Annotated in this window: 14 protein-coding genes and 2 pseudogenes; 9 read left to right on the forward strand and 7 right to left on the reverse strand. The window is 67.8% G+C overall.

The genetic code is table 11. The annotated features are described in order from the left end of the window. Nucleotides 1–103 precede the first annotated feature (103 nt). The 4 genes and pseudogenes from OG422_RS29020 (at nt 104) to OG422_RS29035 (ending at nt 2,732) form a co-directional block, all read left to right on the forward strand. Complete coding sequence (locus OG422_RS29020; protein WP_405747161.1) at nt 104–937, forward strand: peptidoglycan-binding protein; 834 nt, start codon at nt 104–106, stop codon at nt 935–937. Between the two features lie 29 nt (nt 938–966). Next, nucleotides 967–1,260: pseudogene (locus OG422_RS29025) on the forward strand (peptidoglycan-binding protein); the annotation flags it as partial. Nucleotides 1,261–1,455: 195 nt separating this feature from the next. Further along, complete coding sequence (locus OG422_RS29030) at nt 1,456–1,797, forward strand: transglycosylase SLT domain-containing protein (RefSeq protein ID WP_405748038.1); 342 nt, start codon at nt 1,456–1,458, stop codon at nt 1,795–1,797. Nucleotides 1,798–1,931: 134 nt separating this feature from the next. Next, nucleotides 1,932–2,732, forward strand: coding sequence for a DUF6424 family protein (locus tag OG422_RS29035; RefSeq protein WP_143939501.1), 801 nt, complete (start codon nt 1,932–1,934; stop codon nt 2,730–2,732). A 236-nt stretch (nt 2,733–2,968) separates the two neighbouring features. On the opposite strand, the gene OG422_RS29040 is transcribed toward OG422_RS29035, so the two are convergent. After that, on the reverse strand, nt 2,969–3,511 hold the full coding sequence (locus OG422_RS29040) for a delta-60 repeat domain-containing protein (RefSeq protein ID WP_405747162.1): 543 nt from the start codon (nt 3,509–3,511) through the stop codon (nt 2,969–2,971). A gap of 957 nt (nt 3,512–4,468) precedes the next feature. Beyond that, entirely contained in the window at nt 4,469–5,095 is a 627-nt protein-coding gene (locus OG422_RS29045; protein WP_405747164.1) for a C39 family peptidase, read from the reverse strand. A 508-nt stretch (nt 5,096–5,603) separates the two neighbouring features. Here OG422_RS29045 and OG422_RS29050 point away from each other — a divergent pair. Together OG422_RS29050 and OG422_RS29055 are read left to right on the forward strand one after the other, a co-directional pair. Next, a protein-coding gene (locus OG422_RS29050; RefSeq protein WP_405747166.1) for an IS5 family transposase occupies nt 5,604–6,412 on the forward strand; the annotation gives its coding sequence in 2 pieces (ribosomal slippage) (nt 5,604–5,921 and nt 5,924–6,412; 807 coding nt in all). Nucleotides 6,413–6,496: 84 nt separating this feature from the next. Further along, on the forward strand, nt 6,497–7,054 hold the full coding sequence (locus tag OG422_RS29055) for a group II intron maturase-specific domain-containing protein (protein ID WP_405747168.1): 558 nt from the start codon (nt 6,497–6,499) through the stop codon (nt 7,052–7,054). Between the two features lie 89 nt (nt 7,055–7,143). Here OG422_RS29055 and OG422_RS29060 read toward each other — a convergent pair. From OG422_RS29060 to OG422_RS29080, 5 genes and pseudogenes are all read right to left on the reverse strand, one after another. Beyond that, nucleotides 7,144–7,479, reverse strand: a pseudogene (locus OG422_RS29060) (transposase); the annotation flags it as partial. Continuing rightward, complete coding sequence (locus OG422_RS29065) at nt 7,442–7,621, reverse strand: hypothetical protein (protein ID WP_405747170.1); 180 nt, start codon at nt 7,619–7,621, stop codon at nt 7,442–7,444. The gene OG422_RS29065 and the pseudogene OG422_RS29060, both read right to left, overlap by 38 nt. Before the next feature lie 841 nt (nt 7,622–8,462). Beyond that, on the reverse strand, nt 8,463–8,777 hold the full coding sequence (locus OG422_RS29070) for a hypothetical protein (RefSeq protein WP_405747172.1): 315 nt from the start codon (nt 8,775–8,777) through the stop codon (nt 8,463–8,465). 18 nt (nt 8,778–8,795) lie between these two features. Then, nucleotides 8,796–9,563 carry a hypothetical protein gene (locus OG422_RS29075; protein ID WP_405747174.1) on the reverse strand — a complete coding sequence of 256 codons (768 nt, stop codon included), beginning with the start codon at nt 9,561–9,563 and terminating at the stop codon, nt 8,796–8,798. A gap of 451 nt (nt 9,564–10,014) precedes the next feature. Beyond that, nucleotides 10,015–11,082 carry a LysR family transcriptional regulator gene (locus tag OG422_RS29080; protein WP_405747176.1) on the reverse strand — a complete coding sequence of 356 codons (1,068 nt, stop codon included), beginning with the start codon at nt 11,080–11,082 and terminating at the stop codon, nt 10,015–10,017. Nucleotides 11,083–11,373: 291 nt separating this feature from the next. Here OG422_RS29080 and OG422_RS29085 point away from each other — a divergent pair, with 291 nt between their 5' ends. Genes OG422_RS29085 through OG422_RS29095 form a run of 3 tightly spaced genes read left to right on the forward strand, consistent with a single transcriptional unit; the run spans nt 11,374 to nt 13,318 of the window. After that, entirely contained in the window at nt 11,374–12,051 is a 678-nt protein-coding gene (locus OG422_RS29085; RefSeq protein ID WP_405747178.1) for a CatB-related O-acetyltransferase, read from the forward strand. Further along, on the forward strand, nt 12,048–12,974 hold the full coding sequence (locus OG422_RS29090; protein WP_143940800.1) for a virginiamycin B lyase: 927 nt from the start codon (nt 12,048–12,050) through the stop codon (nt 12,972–12,974). The genes OG422_RS29085 and OG422_RS29090 overlap by 4 nt, the downstream gene beginning before the upstream one ends. After that, entirely contained in the window at nt 12,971–13,318 is a 348-nt protein-coding gene (locus OG422_RS29095) for a YciI family protein (protein ID WP_143940799.1), read from the forward strand. The genes OG422_RS29090 and OG422_RS29095 overlap by 4 nt, the downstream gene beginning before the upstream one ends. Nucleotides 13,319–13,341 lie beyond the last annotated feature (23 nt).

The following is a 13,341-nucleotide window of genomic DNA, read 5'->3' on the forward strand; positions in this document are numbered from 1 at the left end:
CGCCGTTATGAGGCTTTGGAGTTATCAGCCGGTACGCCCTCACCGCTTCAACTCCTGGGCTCGACGGCAGGCAGGAGGAAGTTTCACCATGCCCGATATATGGATGCCTCAGGCCATCAACGCAGATGTCGGTGACCATGCTCCTTGTGACCCGGTGTTCCCGGCGAAAGCGATCGCCCACATCACGGCGGACCGCATCGCCAGCGCGGCGGCTCCGCAGGACTTGGTGCCATTCGCCAATCTGAAGAGCTTCTTCACGCACAGCGGGATAGGGATGGCCCCGCATCTCCTGTGGAACCCCTTCACCGGGGCCTTCGCCCAGTTCTTCCCCGCCACGTCCCGGAGCAAGGCCCTACGCGACTTGGCCGGCGGCACCCACACCAATCGCGCGGGCAAGGTCGTCATCCAGATCGAGGCGCTGTTCTTCCCGCACTGTCGTGTCGACGGCAAGGTGTACGCCAATCTGGCCGATACCCCGTGCAAGGGATGGGAAGAACTCAACGCATGGGTTCACTCCTGGGGAGTGCCGAACACCTGGCCCATGGGTCGGCCCACCGATTTCACCGCGCATCGCCCCGAGAGTAAGTGGGAGTCCGAGGGCGGCTGGTACGCGCACGCCCACGTGCCGGAGAACGACCACGTCGATCCCGGCTCATGGCCTGTCTTCGTGACGCAGCCGCGGGCCACCGAGCCGTTCCCCGGTCCGGCCTTCTTCCGCACCGGCCAGAAGTCGCCGGTCATCGCGGCCATGCACAATCGGCTCATCGCTGAAGGATGCAACCGGTACCCACCCGGTGACGAGACCGACGTATGGGAATCGGGAGACGTGGAATCCTACGCGGTCTGGCAGGGCAAGCTCGGCTTCTCGGGCAGCGACGCCGACGGGGTTCCGGGTAAGTCCAGCTGGGACAGGCTGCACGTGCCTCACCTCGTCTGACGCGACGACAAACCAGCGGTATCCCAGGGATGCTGACGAACCCACGGCATCCCTGGGATGCACTCCATTTGCGTGGGGTCGGCCGGTACCTGGTCGTGGTGGATCACCAGTGGTGTGCGCCGTGGTCGGTGCTGCCCCACCGCAGGTCGCAAGGGGTAGGAGGCAAGGTGGTTTTCCTTTCCAACGTCCGTTTCGGCAAACGCAACAACGACGTGAAATCCGTCCAAAGTGCCTTGGTAGCTGCGGGATTCAGCCTTCCAGCGGGAGTCACGGGAATTTATGAGGGACAGACCAGGTCCGCATATGCTGCCTGGCAGAGGTCACTGGGCCTCACTGGCTCGGATGCCGACGGGTTCCCCGGCTGCTCTTCCCTGACGAGGCTCGGCCGCAAATCGGGGTTTGGGGTGGATTGCCGGCAGCCGGGCGCCATTTCGACGAGTTCGGTCCGGTTCTCGAAAAACTCTGCTATGCCCAATAACGAGGCTACAGCGAGAGGATTCGCGGAACAGGTATGCACCATGACCGGTGCCCCGTCGAGCTGGATCACCGGGGTCAGCAATCACGCGAACCTGCTCACTCTTATGTTCCGGGAGTCGTCCTTCAACTCGAACGCGGTGAACCCGCACGACGTCAACGCAACGGGAGCCGTACAATCGGACGGGGCGCATTTCAACTGCTCACGCGGTTACGCACAGGTGACTGCCGTGACATTCGCCGAGAACCACGAAGAGGGTACCTCCCATCTGATCTACGACCCACTGGCAAATATCGCGGCGGCCATCAACTACATCTGGCGCAGGTACGGAGACATCTCACGTGTCCAACAGGCAAACCCGAACCTGCCGCCCCATCCCTACTGAGGAGCGGATGCCGGTTCCTCGCGTAAGGGCAGAGCCGCAGAATCGACGCAACCGTATCGGAGAAATGCCGTTGCAATGGATCGATTCGCCAGGGGCTCTCCCCGCCAGCTGAACAGTCTGCCAAGGAGATCGCCATGACCAGCCCGGAACATGGGCACCCAGAGCACGAAGACTTTCCGTGGACCATCTCCGTGGCAGACCATCCACCGCGTACCGAGAGTTCGCAGTACCGGGCCAGCCGCAAATTGATGGGCGACCTCGTCGGGACAACTGGTGATTGGGTGTTTGCGCCCGGACCGTACCAGGACCATCACGGTGGGGGAGTGTGGGTCAAGGACAGCGACGGCTGGCTGTGCCTGTTTCTGCCGCTTGGAATCGAGTGGTCGGCGCAATTCTGCGCGGATCCCTCGAAGGTGGACCACGTCCGCCGCTACGCCGCGCGGGTGGTCGGAGCGTTCCCGGACACCCTGCCCGGTTATGCGAGCTTCGGCTACGACGACGGCCAACGGCTCCTGGACACCCCCATCGAGACCGCAGATCAGGTGGCCGAGTGGACGGACTCGATTTTCAACGCCTCGGTGCCACTGCCCGCCGGCACCCACTCAGGGGTGCTCCCGAAGACCGCCGGGTACCACCACTACCCCAAGCCGATCGTGGACATCGACCACTTCCGGTACGACGACTTCGCACTGTTCGTGACGGACGACAGCGGCCTCCCGGCTGCGGTGGTGCCGATTTCCCCACGCGGCTCCGGTGATGGCCGGGTGCGCCTGCTTGCCGCCCATCCCAGCTCGCCATACGCGAAGCGCCTGACGAGCCCCGGCCCGGCGGAGCCATCCGCCCGGACCGAAGAAGCCCTGGCCTCCGGCGAGGAGAGGAACGTGCTCCCTGCCGACGACCTGCTGGCCCAGCAGGCGTTCAGGAAGCAGAGCTGACAGGAGCCACGCCCTCCCGCCGGAGCCGCGCCACATTCTGACGCTTCAAGCCGGGTAGCCGGGTAGCCGGGTCACGTTGCCGTGACCCGGCCACCCGGCTGAGACTGTCTCCTCCATGGTGAGTGGGTCGTTGGGCCGGTCATGGAGGAGCGCTGTGGGGTGCCGGGGCCGGCACGGCGGTGGGCTTCCTCCGAGTCGGCCCCGGGGCTGTGCCGGCGTCCTTGGGTTGTGGGAGATCAGGTCTTGTAGCGGGCGGCGGCGAAGTTGAGGTGGTTCGTCGTTGCTCCGCCCACCTGGACGATTCTGTTCGCTGTCCGGAGGGTGACGGCACGGCCGCCGTCGCCCAGGCCGGCGAAGTCGGTGCGGACAGCGCCGCCGATACCGAAGGTGGTGTCGGGTGTCCCGTTGGCGTTGAGCCGGTAGACCGCGAAGTCTCCGGCCACCGGGTCGGTGAAGCTCGCCAGGCCCGTGGTCTCGCCGATGAAGCCCCCTGCGACGATCTTCCCGTCGCTCTGGAGGGCGACGGCGGGGGCGACGTCCTCCGCCGCGCTGAGGCAAAGGACGACCTTCCCGCTGGTACCGAAAGTGGTGTCCAGGCCGCCGTTGCGGTTCAGCCGGGCCACTCCGAAGTCCCCGGTGCTGACATCATCGACCCGGCCCGCCAGCACCAGCTTTGCGTCGCTTTGGAGTGCGACCGCGTTGGCGATGGAGATCGCCCCGAAGTCGATGCTGACCTTGCCGCCCGTCCCGAAGGACGGGTCCAAGTCACCGGCAGTCATGGTGCACCTCACGAAGTGTCATGGATATGGATCTCGCAGCAGAAACTCCTCCCGTCATGTCATGCCGTGTCAGGCCGCTCTTGCGTGCACATCGGTCACTCATCGCTGTGTCACCGCGTCACCGCACACACGGTTCCAGGGCCCTGAAATGCCCGGTGTGGTGATTCCGGTGTGGTGCGGGTGCCGACGTTGTCTGTCCGGGCTGCATGGGCCCGGATGCACTGTGTGGGGCGACCGATCATGCGGGTATGCCCGCACAACTGATCGCTCATCGCGACAATTACGCAGCAAACTGCCGCAAACGTTGCTCGGTTGCGTGCGGCACATGCCCATGTCACTGGTCGGCGGCCTTTGTGGGCTCTGGTATGCCTCAGCTTTCCGGGGCAGCATTCGCGAGCTCAACCGACCAGCCGATGGCCGCGACGAGACGGGTTGAGAGCCGGCGGACGCGGATGAGGTGCGCGCCTCGTCCGACGCTGACCGAAGGGGCGGACCCGGAGCGTGCGGAAGGGCGGCCGCCAACGCCTGCGGGACCGCCTCGACGAGATCCGGGCCTACCGGCTCACGTAGGACGAGTTGCCCGTACGCGGCGCCGAGGTCCACGTCGCCCCGACGGGACGACCGTCCTCGCCCGCGGAGCCTGGCACATCACACTCCAGCCGGGGCGGGCGCGCGCCTGACGCGTCGCCCGCCCCGGGCGAGCAGAGGGTGTTCCGTCGTTTCTGCGGGGCTGAGCGAGCATGACGGGCCGTGACCCCGGAAGGTCCCTTGCGGGCCCACACCGCGACGTACTGCTCCGCTTGGTCGGCGAGCACCTGGGCCTTGGGGGCGGAGCGATGCTCCGCTGCGCCGCTCAGGGGAATCCGGCTCCTCGAACACAGCGTGCTATTGCTGTGGGGCGTATGCGCGGCGTTGTGCACCATCGCGGTAGCAGCGCAATCCGCTATGGCCGGCGGATCACCCGGCGCCGAGGATGACGCCGCGATTCGCGTAGAACTTGCCGAGTCGGTCCCACGGCACCTGGGCGTATTCCTGGGATGCGCCTGGATATCCGGAAGGATTGTGGATCGCCAGGGACTGCTCGGTGGCGCCGACTGCGAGCACCAAATGGCCTCCGGCCCGCGGTGGTTCGGCGTCGGGATGGCGAATTGACGGATGGACCGACAGCATCGCGAGCCGCCCGTGGGCAAGGATATCGGGAATCTCCGCAGCGGGGAGACTGGGCCTGACCTCGGCGACCAGGCCGAATCGGGCCTCGACCCAGGAGGCGAATGGCGCGTATATCAGCCCCTGGAGTCCATCGTCGTGCTTCACATATGCGCTGGCAGTGACGCACTCCGCCGCGAGCTCCATCGGCGACGGAACTGTGCGCCCGAAGTGCTCCAACGCCATCCGGAGACACGCAATTCCGCACAGGCGCCACGACCACCACTCGTACTCCTCAGGACTGGTGGCTCCGTAGTCGGCCCATGCCGGATCCTCGCTCGCCGGAATCCGGCCGGTCACCATGTCTTCCACGAGATGGGCTGAAGCCCACTGGGCGTAGTAAGGGACCGACTGCACAGTGGAGATCACATGGCCCATGGCAGCGGATCCTATCCCGCCCCCCCCGATTCGTCCTGGGGCGAGCTGGGGTCAGAGATTGGCTGTCGCGCCCGCACCGTCATGAGTTCAGAGAAGGGCGACGGCGTGCCGTTCTGGGCACTGCCATGGGGCCGCCCGCCGTTACCCGTTCACAGCCGGACGGCCAAGGCCCTCGAAACGCTCGGCGACTGGCGTCGGGCCGCGTCGATGTACGGTGCGGCAGCGGCGAGCCGACCACCAGGTACCTACGCACGCATCGTCGCCCTGGACCTGGTAGCGCAGGCTGAGACGCAGGCCGTCCGAACTCTCACCCCGAGATCCCCCGCCGGGTGCTTGATCACTGGTGTTGTGTCCTGAAACATGAAAAGGAGTTGGTTGTAGGGCAGCTTCTGGAAATGGTGCTGTGCGGGAGATGAAGGATTTGTGGCCCTTTGAGCTCGTAACACGATCTTGCTGAATCGTCCTGGTTGGCCGTGACCGGTGTGAGGATTCGGCCGTTCGTGATGGTGTGACTACTCGGCCGTGGATCGTGGATGACGACTTGTGGGCGCTGATCGAGCCGCTGCTGCCGCCCTGGCCGGAGCGGTCGCCGGGGCCGAGGCCGGTGTCGGACCGACTCTGCCTCCAGGGCATCCTGTTCGTCCTCTACAACGACATAGCCTGGCAACTCCTGCCGTTGGAGCTGGGGTTCGGCTCGGGTCAGACGTGCTGGCGGCGTCTGGACCGGTGGCAGAAGGCCGGCGTCTTCGACCGGCTGCACCGGATCCTGCTCGCGGAGCTAAACGCGGCCGGCGAACTCGACTGGTCCCGGGCGTGTGTGGATGGTTCACACATCCGGGCGAAAAAGGGGGTGCCGACACCGGTCCGTCGCCGGTCGACCGGCGCAAGACAGGCAGCAAACATCACCTGATCTGCGACGGGCGCGGCACCCCGCTCAAAGTCATCGCTACTGCGGCCAACGTCAATGACGTCACCCAGATCCTCGCCCTGGTCGACGGCATCCCGCCCGTCGCGGGCCGCCCCGGCCGGCCCCGCCGCAGGCCCGAAGCCCTGCTCGGCGACAAGGGCTACGACTCCAACGTCCATCGTGACGAACTGCGTCACCGGCGGATCCTGCCCGTCATCTCCCGCAAGGGATCACCGAACATCAAGGGCATGGGCGAGCTCCGCTACGTCGTCGAGCAGACCTTCGCCCTGCTCCACCACTTCAAACGCCTCACTGTCCGATGGGAGCGTCGCACTGAACTCCACGACGCCTTCGTCTCCCTCGCCTGCAGCCTCATCTGCTGGAGACGTCTCAAGAAAGCCCGCTCGTGATCGTGTTACGAGCTCTACGCGTTCGACACCTGGATGGAACGGGAGTTTCCGACCGTCTGGTTCGAGCGGTAGGCGGACGATGCGGTGCTGCACTGTGTCACAGAGCGTCAGGCCCGCGAGGTGCTGGCCGCGCTCACGGACAGGATGGCCGAGGTCGGACTGCAACTGCACCCGGCCAAGACCCGGATCGTGTACTGCCAGGACGGCGACCGTCAACGGGCCTTTGGGTACACGGCGTTCACGTTCCTCGGATACACCTTCCGTGCCAGGAAAAACCGGAGTCGGCACGGGAATCTGTTCCTGTCGTTCGATCCGGCGGTCAGCAAGGATGCCCTGAAGAAGATGGGGCGGGAGGTGAGGTCCTGGCACCTGCACACCCGCTCAGAACTGTCCTTCCACGAGCTCGCCCGCAGGATCAACCCTGTCGTGGCGGGATGGATCAACTACTACGGCCGCTTCCGGCCCTGGGAGTTACATCCCTTCCTGACGCGCATCAACACCTACCTGGTGCGCTGGATCCGCCAGAAGTACAAGCGGCTCGCGGCCAAGCGGAAGGCCATCGTGAAGATGCAGGAGATCGCCCAGCGATACCCCCGCATGTTTGCGCACTGGCGTTGCACCACCGCAGTCGTATCGATCTGATGATCAGGACGACAAGAGCCGTATGACGGGAGACTGTCACGTACGGATCTGTGAGAGCCGAGGGGTGAGAATCCCCTCGGCTACTCGGCGAGCCAGGCGAACGTGCGCTCGACGACCCATCGGGTCCTGCCCGGGCCGGAACCGTGCAGGGCACCACGGCGGGCGATCTTGGGTGTGATGCCACGAGCCCGGACGAGGCGGCGGTACTTGTCGAAGTCGTAGCCGCGGTCGGCGAACAGCCGACGGGGCCGGTGGCGGGGTCGGCCGCGCAGGCCGCGAATGCGGGGCATCGCGTCCAGCAGAGGCATGAGCTGGGTGACGTCGTGGCGGTTTCCGCTGGTCAAAGAGACAGCGAGCGGGGTTCCGTTCCGGTCGACGATGAGGTGCTTACTGCCCGGTCGGGCCCGGTCGACCGGCGAAGGTCCGCCTCTGAGCGGCTTGGGCCGCCGCGGTCCACTGCTGTTGTTCGTCGCCGGTCAGCAGCATCTTGTGGGGCCGCTGACCGGCGAGGTTGTCGGCGATGATGCCGTGGTCCGCCCAGGCCGAGGTGGGGCCATAGGGTCGCATGCTGCGCGCGTTCGGCTGCCGAGCCGGGGGCGGCGGGCCGGTCGAGGGCCTGGCGGATCTCGGCGGTGGCGGCGCGGAGATCGTTCAGCACGGCCCGCCACCCGGTGATGTGCCGTGCGGGCGGTAGTCCGTCGAGCACGTGGTGGGCGGCATCGAGCAGGGCATCGGCGTGAGGAGCGAGGTGCAGGGTGTATGCCTCGACGGCGTCCTGGTTGCGGCGGGCGAGAGCGGCTGCTGCCGCGGCGGGGTGGACGGTACGGCCGTAGCGGTCGCGCGGGCCGTGTCCAGTGCCTGCTCGGCCTCCGTGTCGATGACCGACATCCGCAGCCGAAAATCGCCTGCCCGGTGGGCGAGGTCGCGTGCCGACGGTCCGGACGTCATCGGGATCGTCCTGGCGCCGAGGCCGTGCGGTGGACGGTGGGCGTGTAGGCGGGCGGCGGCGGGATCGGTCGGTCGGACGGAATGCCGCGCTGCGTCGTTCGGACAGCGGCGGCCCGCGCGAGGCGACTGCGGTGCTCCAGACGGGCCGGACGCGACGGGCCGACCGAGGCAGGGGCGTCGAGAACGAAGTCGGCGTGCACGGCGTAGCCCTGGTGGCGCAGGTCGTGGACGGCCTGACGGGTACGCCGGGGGCCATCACGCTCGGGCTCACTGAGCCGGAACAGCGTAGGCCGGCCGGGGACGGGCTCGAACTGCTCGCGGGACAGGAACCAGTGGGCGAGGTGCAGGGGGATCGAGGAGGTGAAGGAGGCGACGAAGCCGTGCTCCTTATGGGTGCCGAAGATGAAGAGGGGGCCGGGGGCCAGGGCGGGGCTCCTGACGTTGTTGGTGGTCGAGCAGATCAGCGGTGGTGCGCGGGACGGGCCGGGCCGAGGGGGAGTGCCGGCGCGGAGAGGGCGAGAGCCGGGCGGCGGTGCGGTGCGCTAACGCGGGCCTGGCGGAGGAAGGGCTCGCTGTCGGTGAGCCAGGTCTCGACGACCGCCCATACGCGGGCGTTGCGCTCCTGCGCCGGGAGCGGGCTTCCGCCGGTCATGTCGTCGAGCAGGGTGTTGGCGTCGGTCAGGGCGCCGGCCAGCCGGACAAGGGCTTCGGCGTCCTGGGGCCAGGGGCTGCTGGCGGGGCGGCACCGTTGGAGCAGCGCCGGAGCATGATGCACGACGGTGAGGATGCGGCTTCAGGAGCGGCCGAGGAATTCCTGGGCCGCGTCGCCGAGGGCAGCGGCGCTGAGCGGGGTGTCGTCGCTGTAGCGGCCGGAGGCGACCATGGTCTGCCATGCGTCGTGCTCGGCACGGATGTCCTGGAGCGCAGTGGTGATGGCCGTGGTCCGGCGTGCGTGGACGGCGTGTTCGTAGGCGGGGAGATACCGGTGGACCACAGCATGGGCCGCCCGGCCGGGAAGCGGCGACAGGACAATACTGCGCGGCGCGTGCGGATCGCCGTACCCCTCGTCGAGCCTCTCGGTCCCGAAAGCCCCTAGCCGGTAGTCGAGTTGACGACCCGGGCGCTCGACGAGCAGCAGCGTCGTGCCATGCACCGCGTCGATGAGGGTGGCGGCGTAGGGGATCCGCTCGGTCTGGAGGACGCGGCCGAGCTCGCTGCTGTCCCACACCCAGGGCACGAGGTCTTCTTGCCAGACCGGGTGGGAGTAGACCTCGACGCGTGCCCTCCACCGGCCGGGCAGCAGGCTCGCGATATCCCGGGCAGCGTCACCGACGTACCGTCGGCTACTCGTGCGCACACTGACTCGGTGCCGGACCGCACAGCGCACCAAGTCGCTCGTGGTGGCGCCGGAGGCATCCGCTGGCAGACGGTAGACGCCGTCCTTACCCAACCGGAAGCCGCTCTCCGCGAGAGCGGAACGTGCCCAGGGGTACCGCTCGCCCACGGCGATGGCGACGATGCCCACCCGGCTGTGGGACAGGAAGATCTGTGCGTCAGCCATGGACCAGGCCCTCGTGGAGGCGACGGGCGATTGTAGCGGTGATCAGAGGAGGCTCCAGGGAACGGGAAGCGGGGACATCACGGGCGGGTGGCGGTACGGGGGGGAGCTGGTCTTCTTCGGGGCGACGGGAACGGGCTTGGGCGGTGTAGTGCGTATGCGCGCGGATGGTGCGGGACGCAGAGAGGTCCGGGCCCTCGGATGGTCGGCGAAGGCGGTGAGCGGGTCGGTGGCCCAGTTCCAGACACGGCCGATGTTCTCGTGGAACAGGCTGATCACCTCGATGCCGTGCTTGTTTGCGCAGTGGATGTGTCCCGTGCTGGACGCGTGGCTTTGAGCCGGGTCAGCGCGGGACTCTGTGGCCCGCCGAAGCAGGCGTTCGTGTCCTCTGTAAGGTTGCTGGGCTTCACCCTTCGGGATGACGGACCGAATCGGAGTGCCATCAGCTGCAGTTTCAGCCGGAGGCGTTCTTGGCTTGGGGAACGGTGCGGTTCGGGTTGGCTGCCTGCCTGGTGGACGTGCAGGAGGCGATGACGCCGCAGGGGTCGCTGGTCGCGCTCGCCTTGGCTTGTGGGTGGTGGCGGGGCGGTGTCACGGACGACAGCACCGACGCCGCCACATCCCGTATCTGTCGCTCCGTTGCGTCCCCGCAGTCCGTCGCCGCCTCGGCGAGTGCGCGTACCAGTGGGGTCGCGCTGTCGGTGCGCCAGATCAGGGCCCACTGGACGGGCCGGGCATCGTGGAGGCGAAGGAAGGCGACGTCGGGCTGCGCGTTGTAGCGCCGTCCCTCGTCGGGGACCGTGCACACCACGTCACCTGCCGCGACGAGGGCAAGGATCTCGTAGAAGGTTGAGACGGCCGGGCCGCGGCGGACAGGGCGTCCGGCCGGTGTGCGGGCCGGCAGGACCGCGCTCTCCCAGTAGGCGGGAAGAGGGCCGTTCAGGCGCGGCACGATGTGGTCACCGAGCACCTCCACGCTCACCGACTCCTGCCGGGCGAGCGGGTGGTCCGCGGCCACCATCAAGTGGAGCGGTTCCTCGCGCAGCACCACCCCGACGGTCAAGTCCGGCTCGCGAACCGGCAGCCAGGTGGCCACCGCGTCGACCTCACCGGCCCGCAAGGCTCCGAACGGATCGCTGAAGAACACCTCTTTGAACCGGAGTTCGACGGACGGGTGGCCGGCCCGGAAATGGGTCAGGACCGGGCGCATGTCATGCATCTGTGCACCCATGACCCCCAGCGTCAGCGTGCCGGACGGATGGCGGGCGATGGTGGTCACCTCAGCTATGGCTTCCTGGATGCCCTCGTATGCCGGCTTCAGCCGCTGGAGCAGCACCTCTCCGACAGGGGTCATCCGCACGTGGCGGCTGGTCCGCTCGAAGAGCTGAGCGCCGATGACGCGTTCCTGCTTCTTGATCGCCTGACTGACGCGGGCTGGGGAGACATGCAGGCGTTCGGCGCTGCGGCCGAAGTGGAGCTCCTCCGCGAGCATCAGGAAGATCTCTATGTCCCGCAGTTCCATTCCGCCCCCGGTTCCCTCATGGCCCCCGAATTCATGAACCTCTGGGTTAACGACCATAACAAGATCGGCCGTTGTTCCCAGGCTGCTCGCTCGGCATACTGGGTGCCGAGCCGGTCAGCCGCCCCCACAGGTGACAGCATGAACCGGCACGAGACAGCTGGATCGGCTCGCTCGATCCAGCCGACGGCCCGCAAAACCCGGACCGCGCGGAAGCCGCGTGCCTCACCGGCCCTGGGCCTCACGCCCCGGGCCCCGGCCGCCGCGCACGAACCCCCACGGAGCGATTCCCACGTGCCATCCGACCAGAGCGCTGCCCGGACACCTGACCCGGCCACGCTCCACCCGCTGCCTGCCCACGAGCGGGTCGTCTTCCTCAAGCCACTGGTCGCCGGAACCAACGTCGTGGCAGGTGACTTCACCTACTACGACGACCCCGACGGCGCGACCGACTTCGTGCAGCGCAATGTGCTCTACGCCTACGGTCCGGAACGGCTGATCATCGGCAAGTACTGCGCGATCGCCACGGGCACTCGATTTCTGATGGCAGGCGCCGACCACCCGTCGATGGGGGTGTCCACCTTCCCCTTCACCATGTTTGGTGGGGAGTGGGCCGAGCAGACCCTCGACATCGTCACCGGCATGCCCAGCCGCGGGGACACGGTGGTCGGCAACGACGTGTGGTTCGGATACGGAGCCACCGTGATGCCGGGAGTACGGATCGGCGACGGTGCCGTGATCGCGGCCGGCGCCATGGTCACCGCCGACGTGCCGCCGTACACCATCGTGGGCGGGAATCCGGCCAAAACGATCAGACAGCGCTTCGACGACAGCGACATCGAACGGCTCGTGCGCGCCGCCTGGTGGGACTGGCCCGTCGAGCTGGTGACCGCGCACGCGCGCACCATCATGACCGGTTCCCCGCAGGACATCGAACGCATCGCCGCCGCCGAAGGTCTGGAGCAGCAGTGACGACGCGGACCGTCGAAGAGTACGCGGTGTCCGGTCGCGACAGCGGCCCGTACGCGATCACCACCGGCCCGGACGGCGCGCTGTGGTTCACCATGGTGCACAGCGGCCAGATCGGCCGACTCGTCCCAGGGCAGAAGCCGACCAGCCATCAGATCGCCCCGGACAGCGGTCCGACGGTCATCAGTAACGGGCCGGACGGCGCCCTGTGGTTCACCCAGTACCGGGCGCACCGGATCGGCAGGATCACGACGGCCGGCCACATGACGGAGTTCGCGCTGCCGACCGCGCAGTGCGCTCCCTTCGGTATCGCCGCGGGCCCGGACGGCGCGCTGTGGTTCACCGAAACCGCCGCCGACCGCATCGGCCGCCTCACCACTGACGGATCGGTCACGGAGTACCCGCTGCCGTGCACCGGCGCGTTCCCCTCCGCGATCGCCGCGGACGGGGACGCAATGTGGTTCACGATGAACCAGGCCAACGCCATCGGCCGCATCGGCATGGACGGCCGTATCACGGTCCACGAGCTGCCCACCGCAGCGGCCGCGCCGGTGGGTGTCGCCGTAGGCCCGGACGGCGGTGTCTGGTTCACCGAGATCGTGGCCGGCCAGATCGGTCGCAGAGCGCCCGACGGCCGGATCACCGAGTACCCGCTGCCCGACCGCTCGGCCCGGCCGCACGCCGTCACCACCGACGCCGACGGCACCGCATGGTTCACCGAGTGGGGCGGCAACCGCGTCGGCTCGATCACCTCCGACGGCATAGTCACCGCCCACGACCTGCCCACCCCGGCCTCCGAACCGCATGGCATCACGGTGGGCCCGGACGGCGCCCTATGGACGGCCCTGGAGACAGGCGCGCTGGCCCGCATCGGACCCACCACCAACATCACCACCAGGAACACCGAACAGGAGAATGCCTCATGAAATACGCCCTCGTGATCTTCGAGACGCACGCGTCACGCGCCCGGATCCAGGCCGACCGCGATGCCTACCGCAATGCGTACGAGACGTGGATCGGCGAGCTCGCGGCAGCGGGCAAGCTGGCGGGCGGCGACGCCCTCGACACCGAGCACCAGGGCCCTGTCACCGTGCGCAAGACGGCGGACGGATCCGCAGCGGTGACCGAGGGGCCCGTGCACAGCGGGGAGGAGACTCTCGGAGGCTGGTTCGTGCTGGAGGTGGCCGACCACGCCGAGGCCATCGAGCTGGCCCGCGGCTTCCCCACCCCGGAGGCGCTCGAAATCCGCCCGGTCCTCGAATCGGCTTGATCGGCAGGTGGCCCGCGCCGCCA

The organism is Streptomyces sp. NBC_01525, assembly GCF_045040405.1.
GTDB lineage: Bacteria > Actinomycetota > Actinomycetes > Streptomycetales > Streptomycetaceae > Streptomyces > Streptomyces benahoarensis.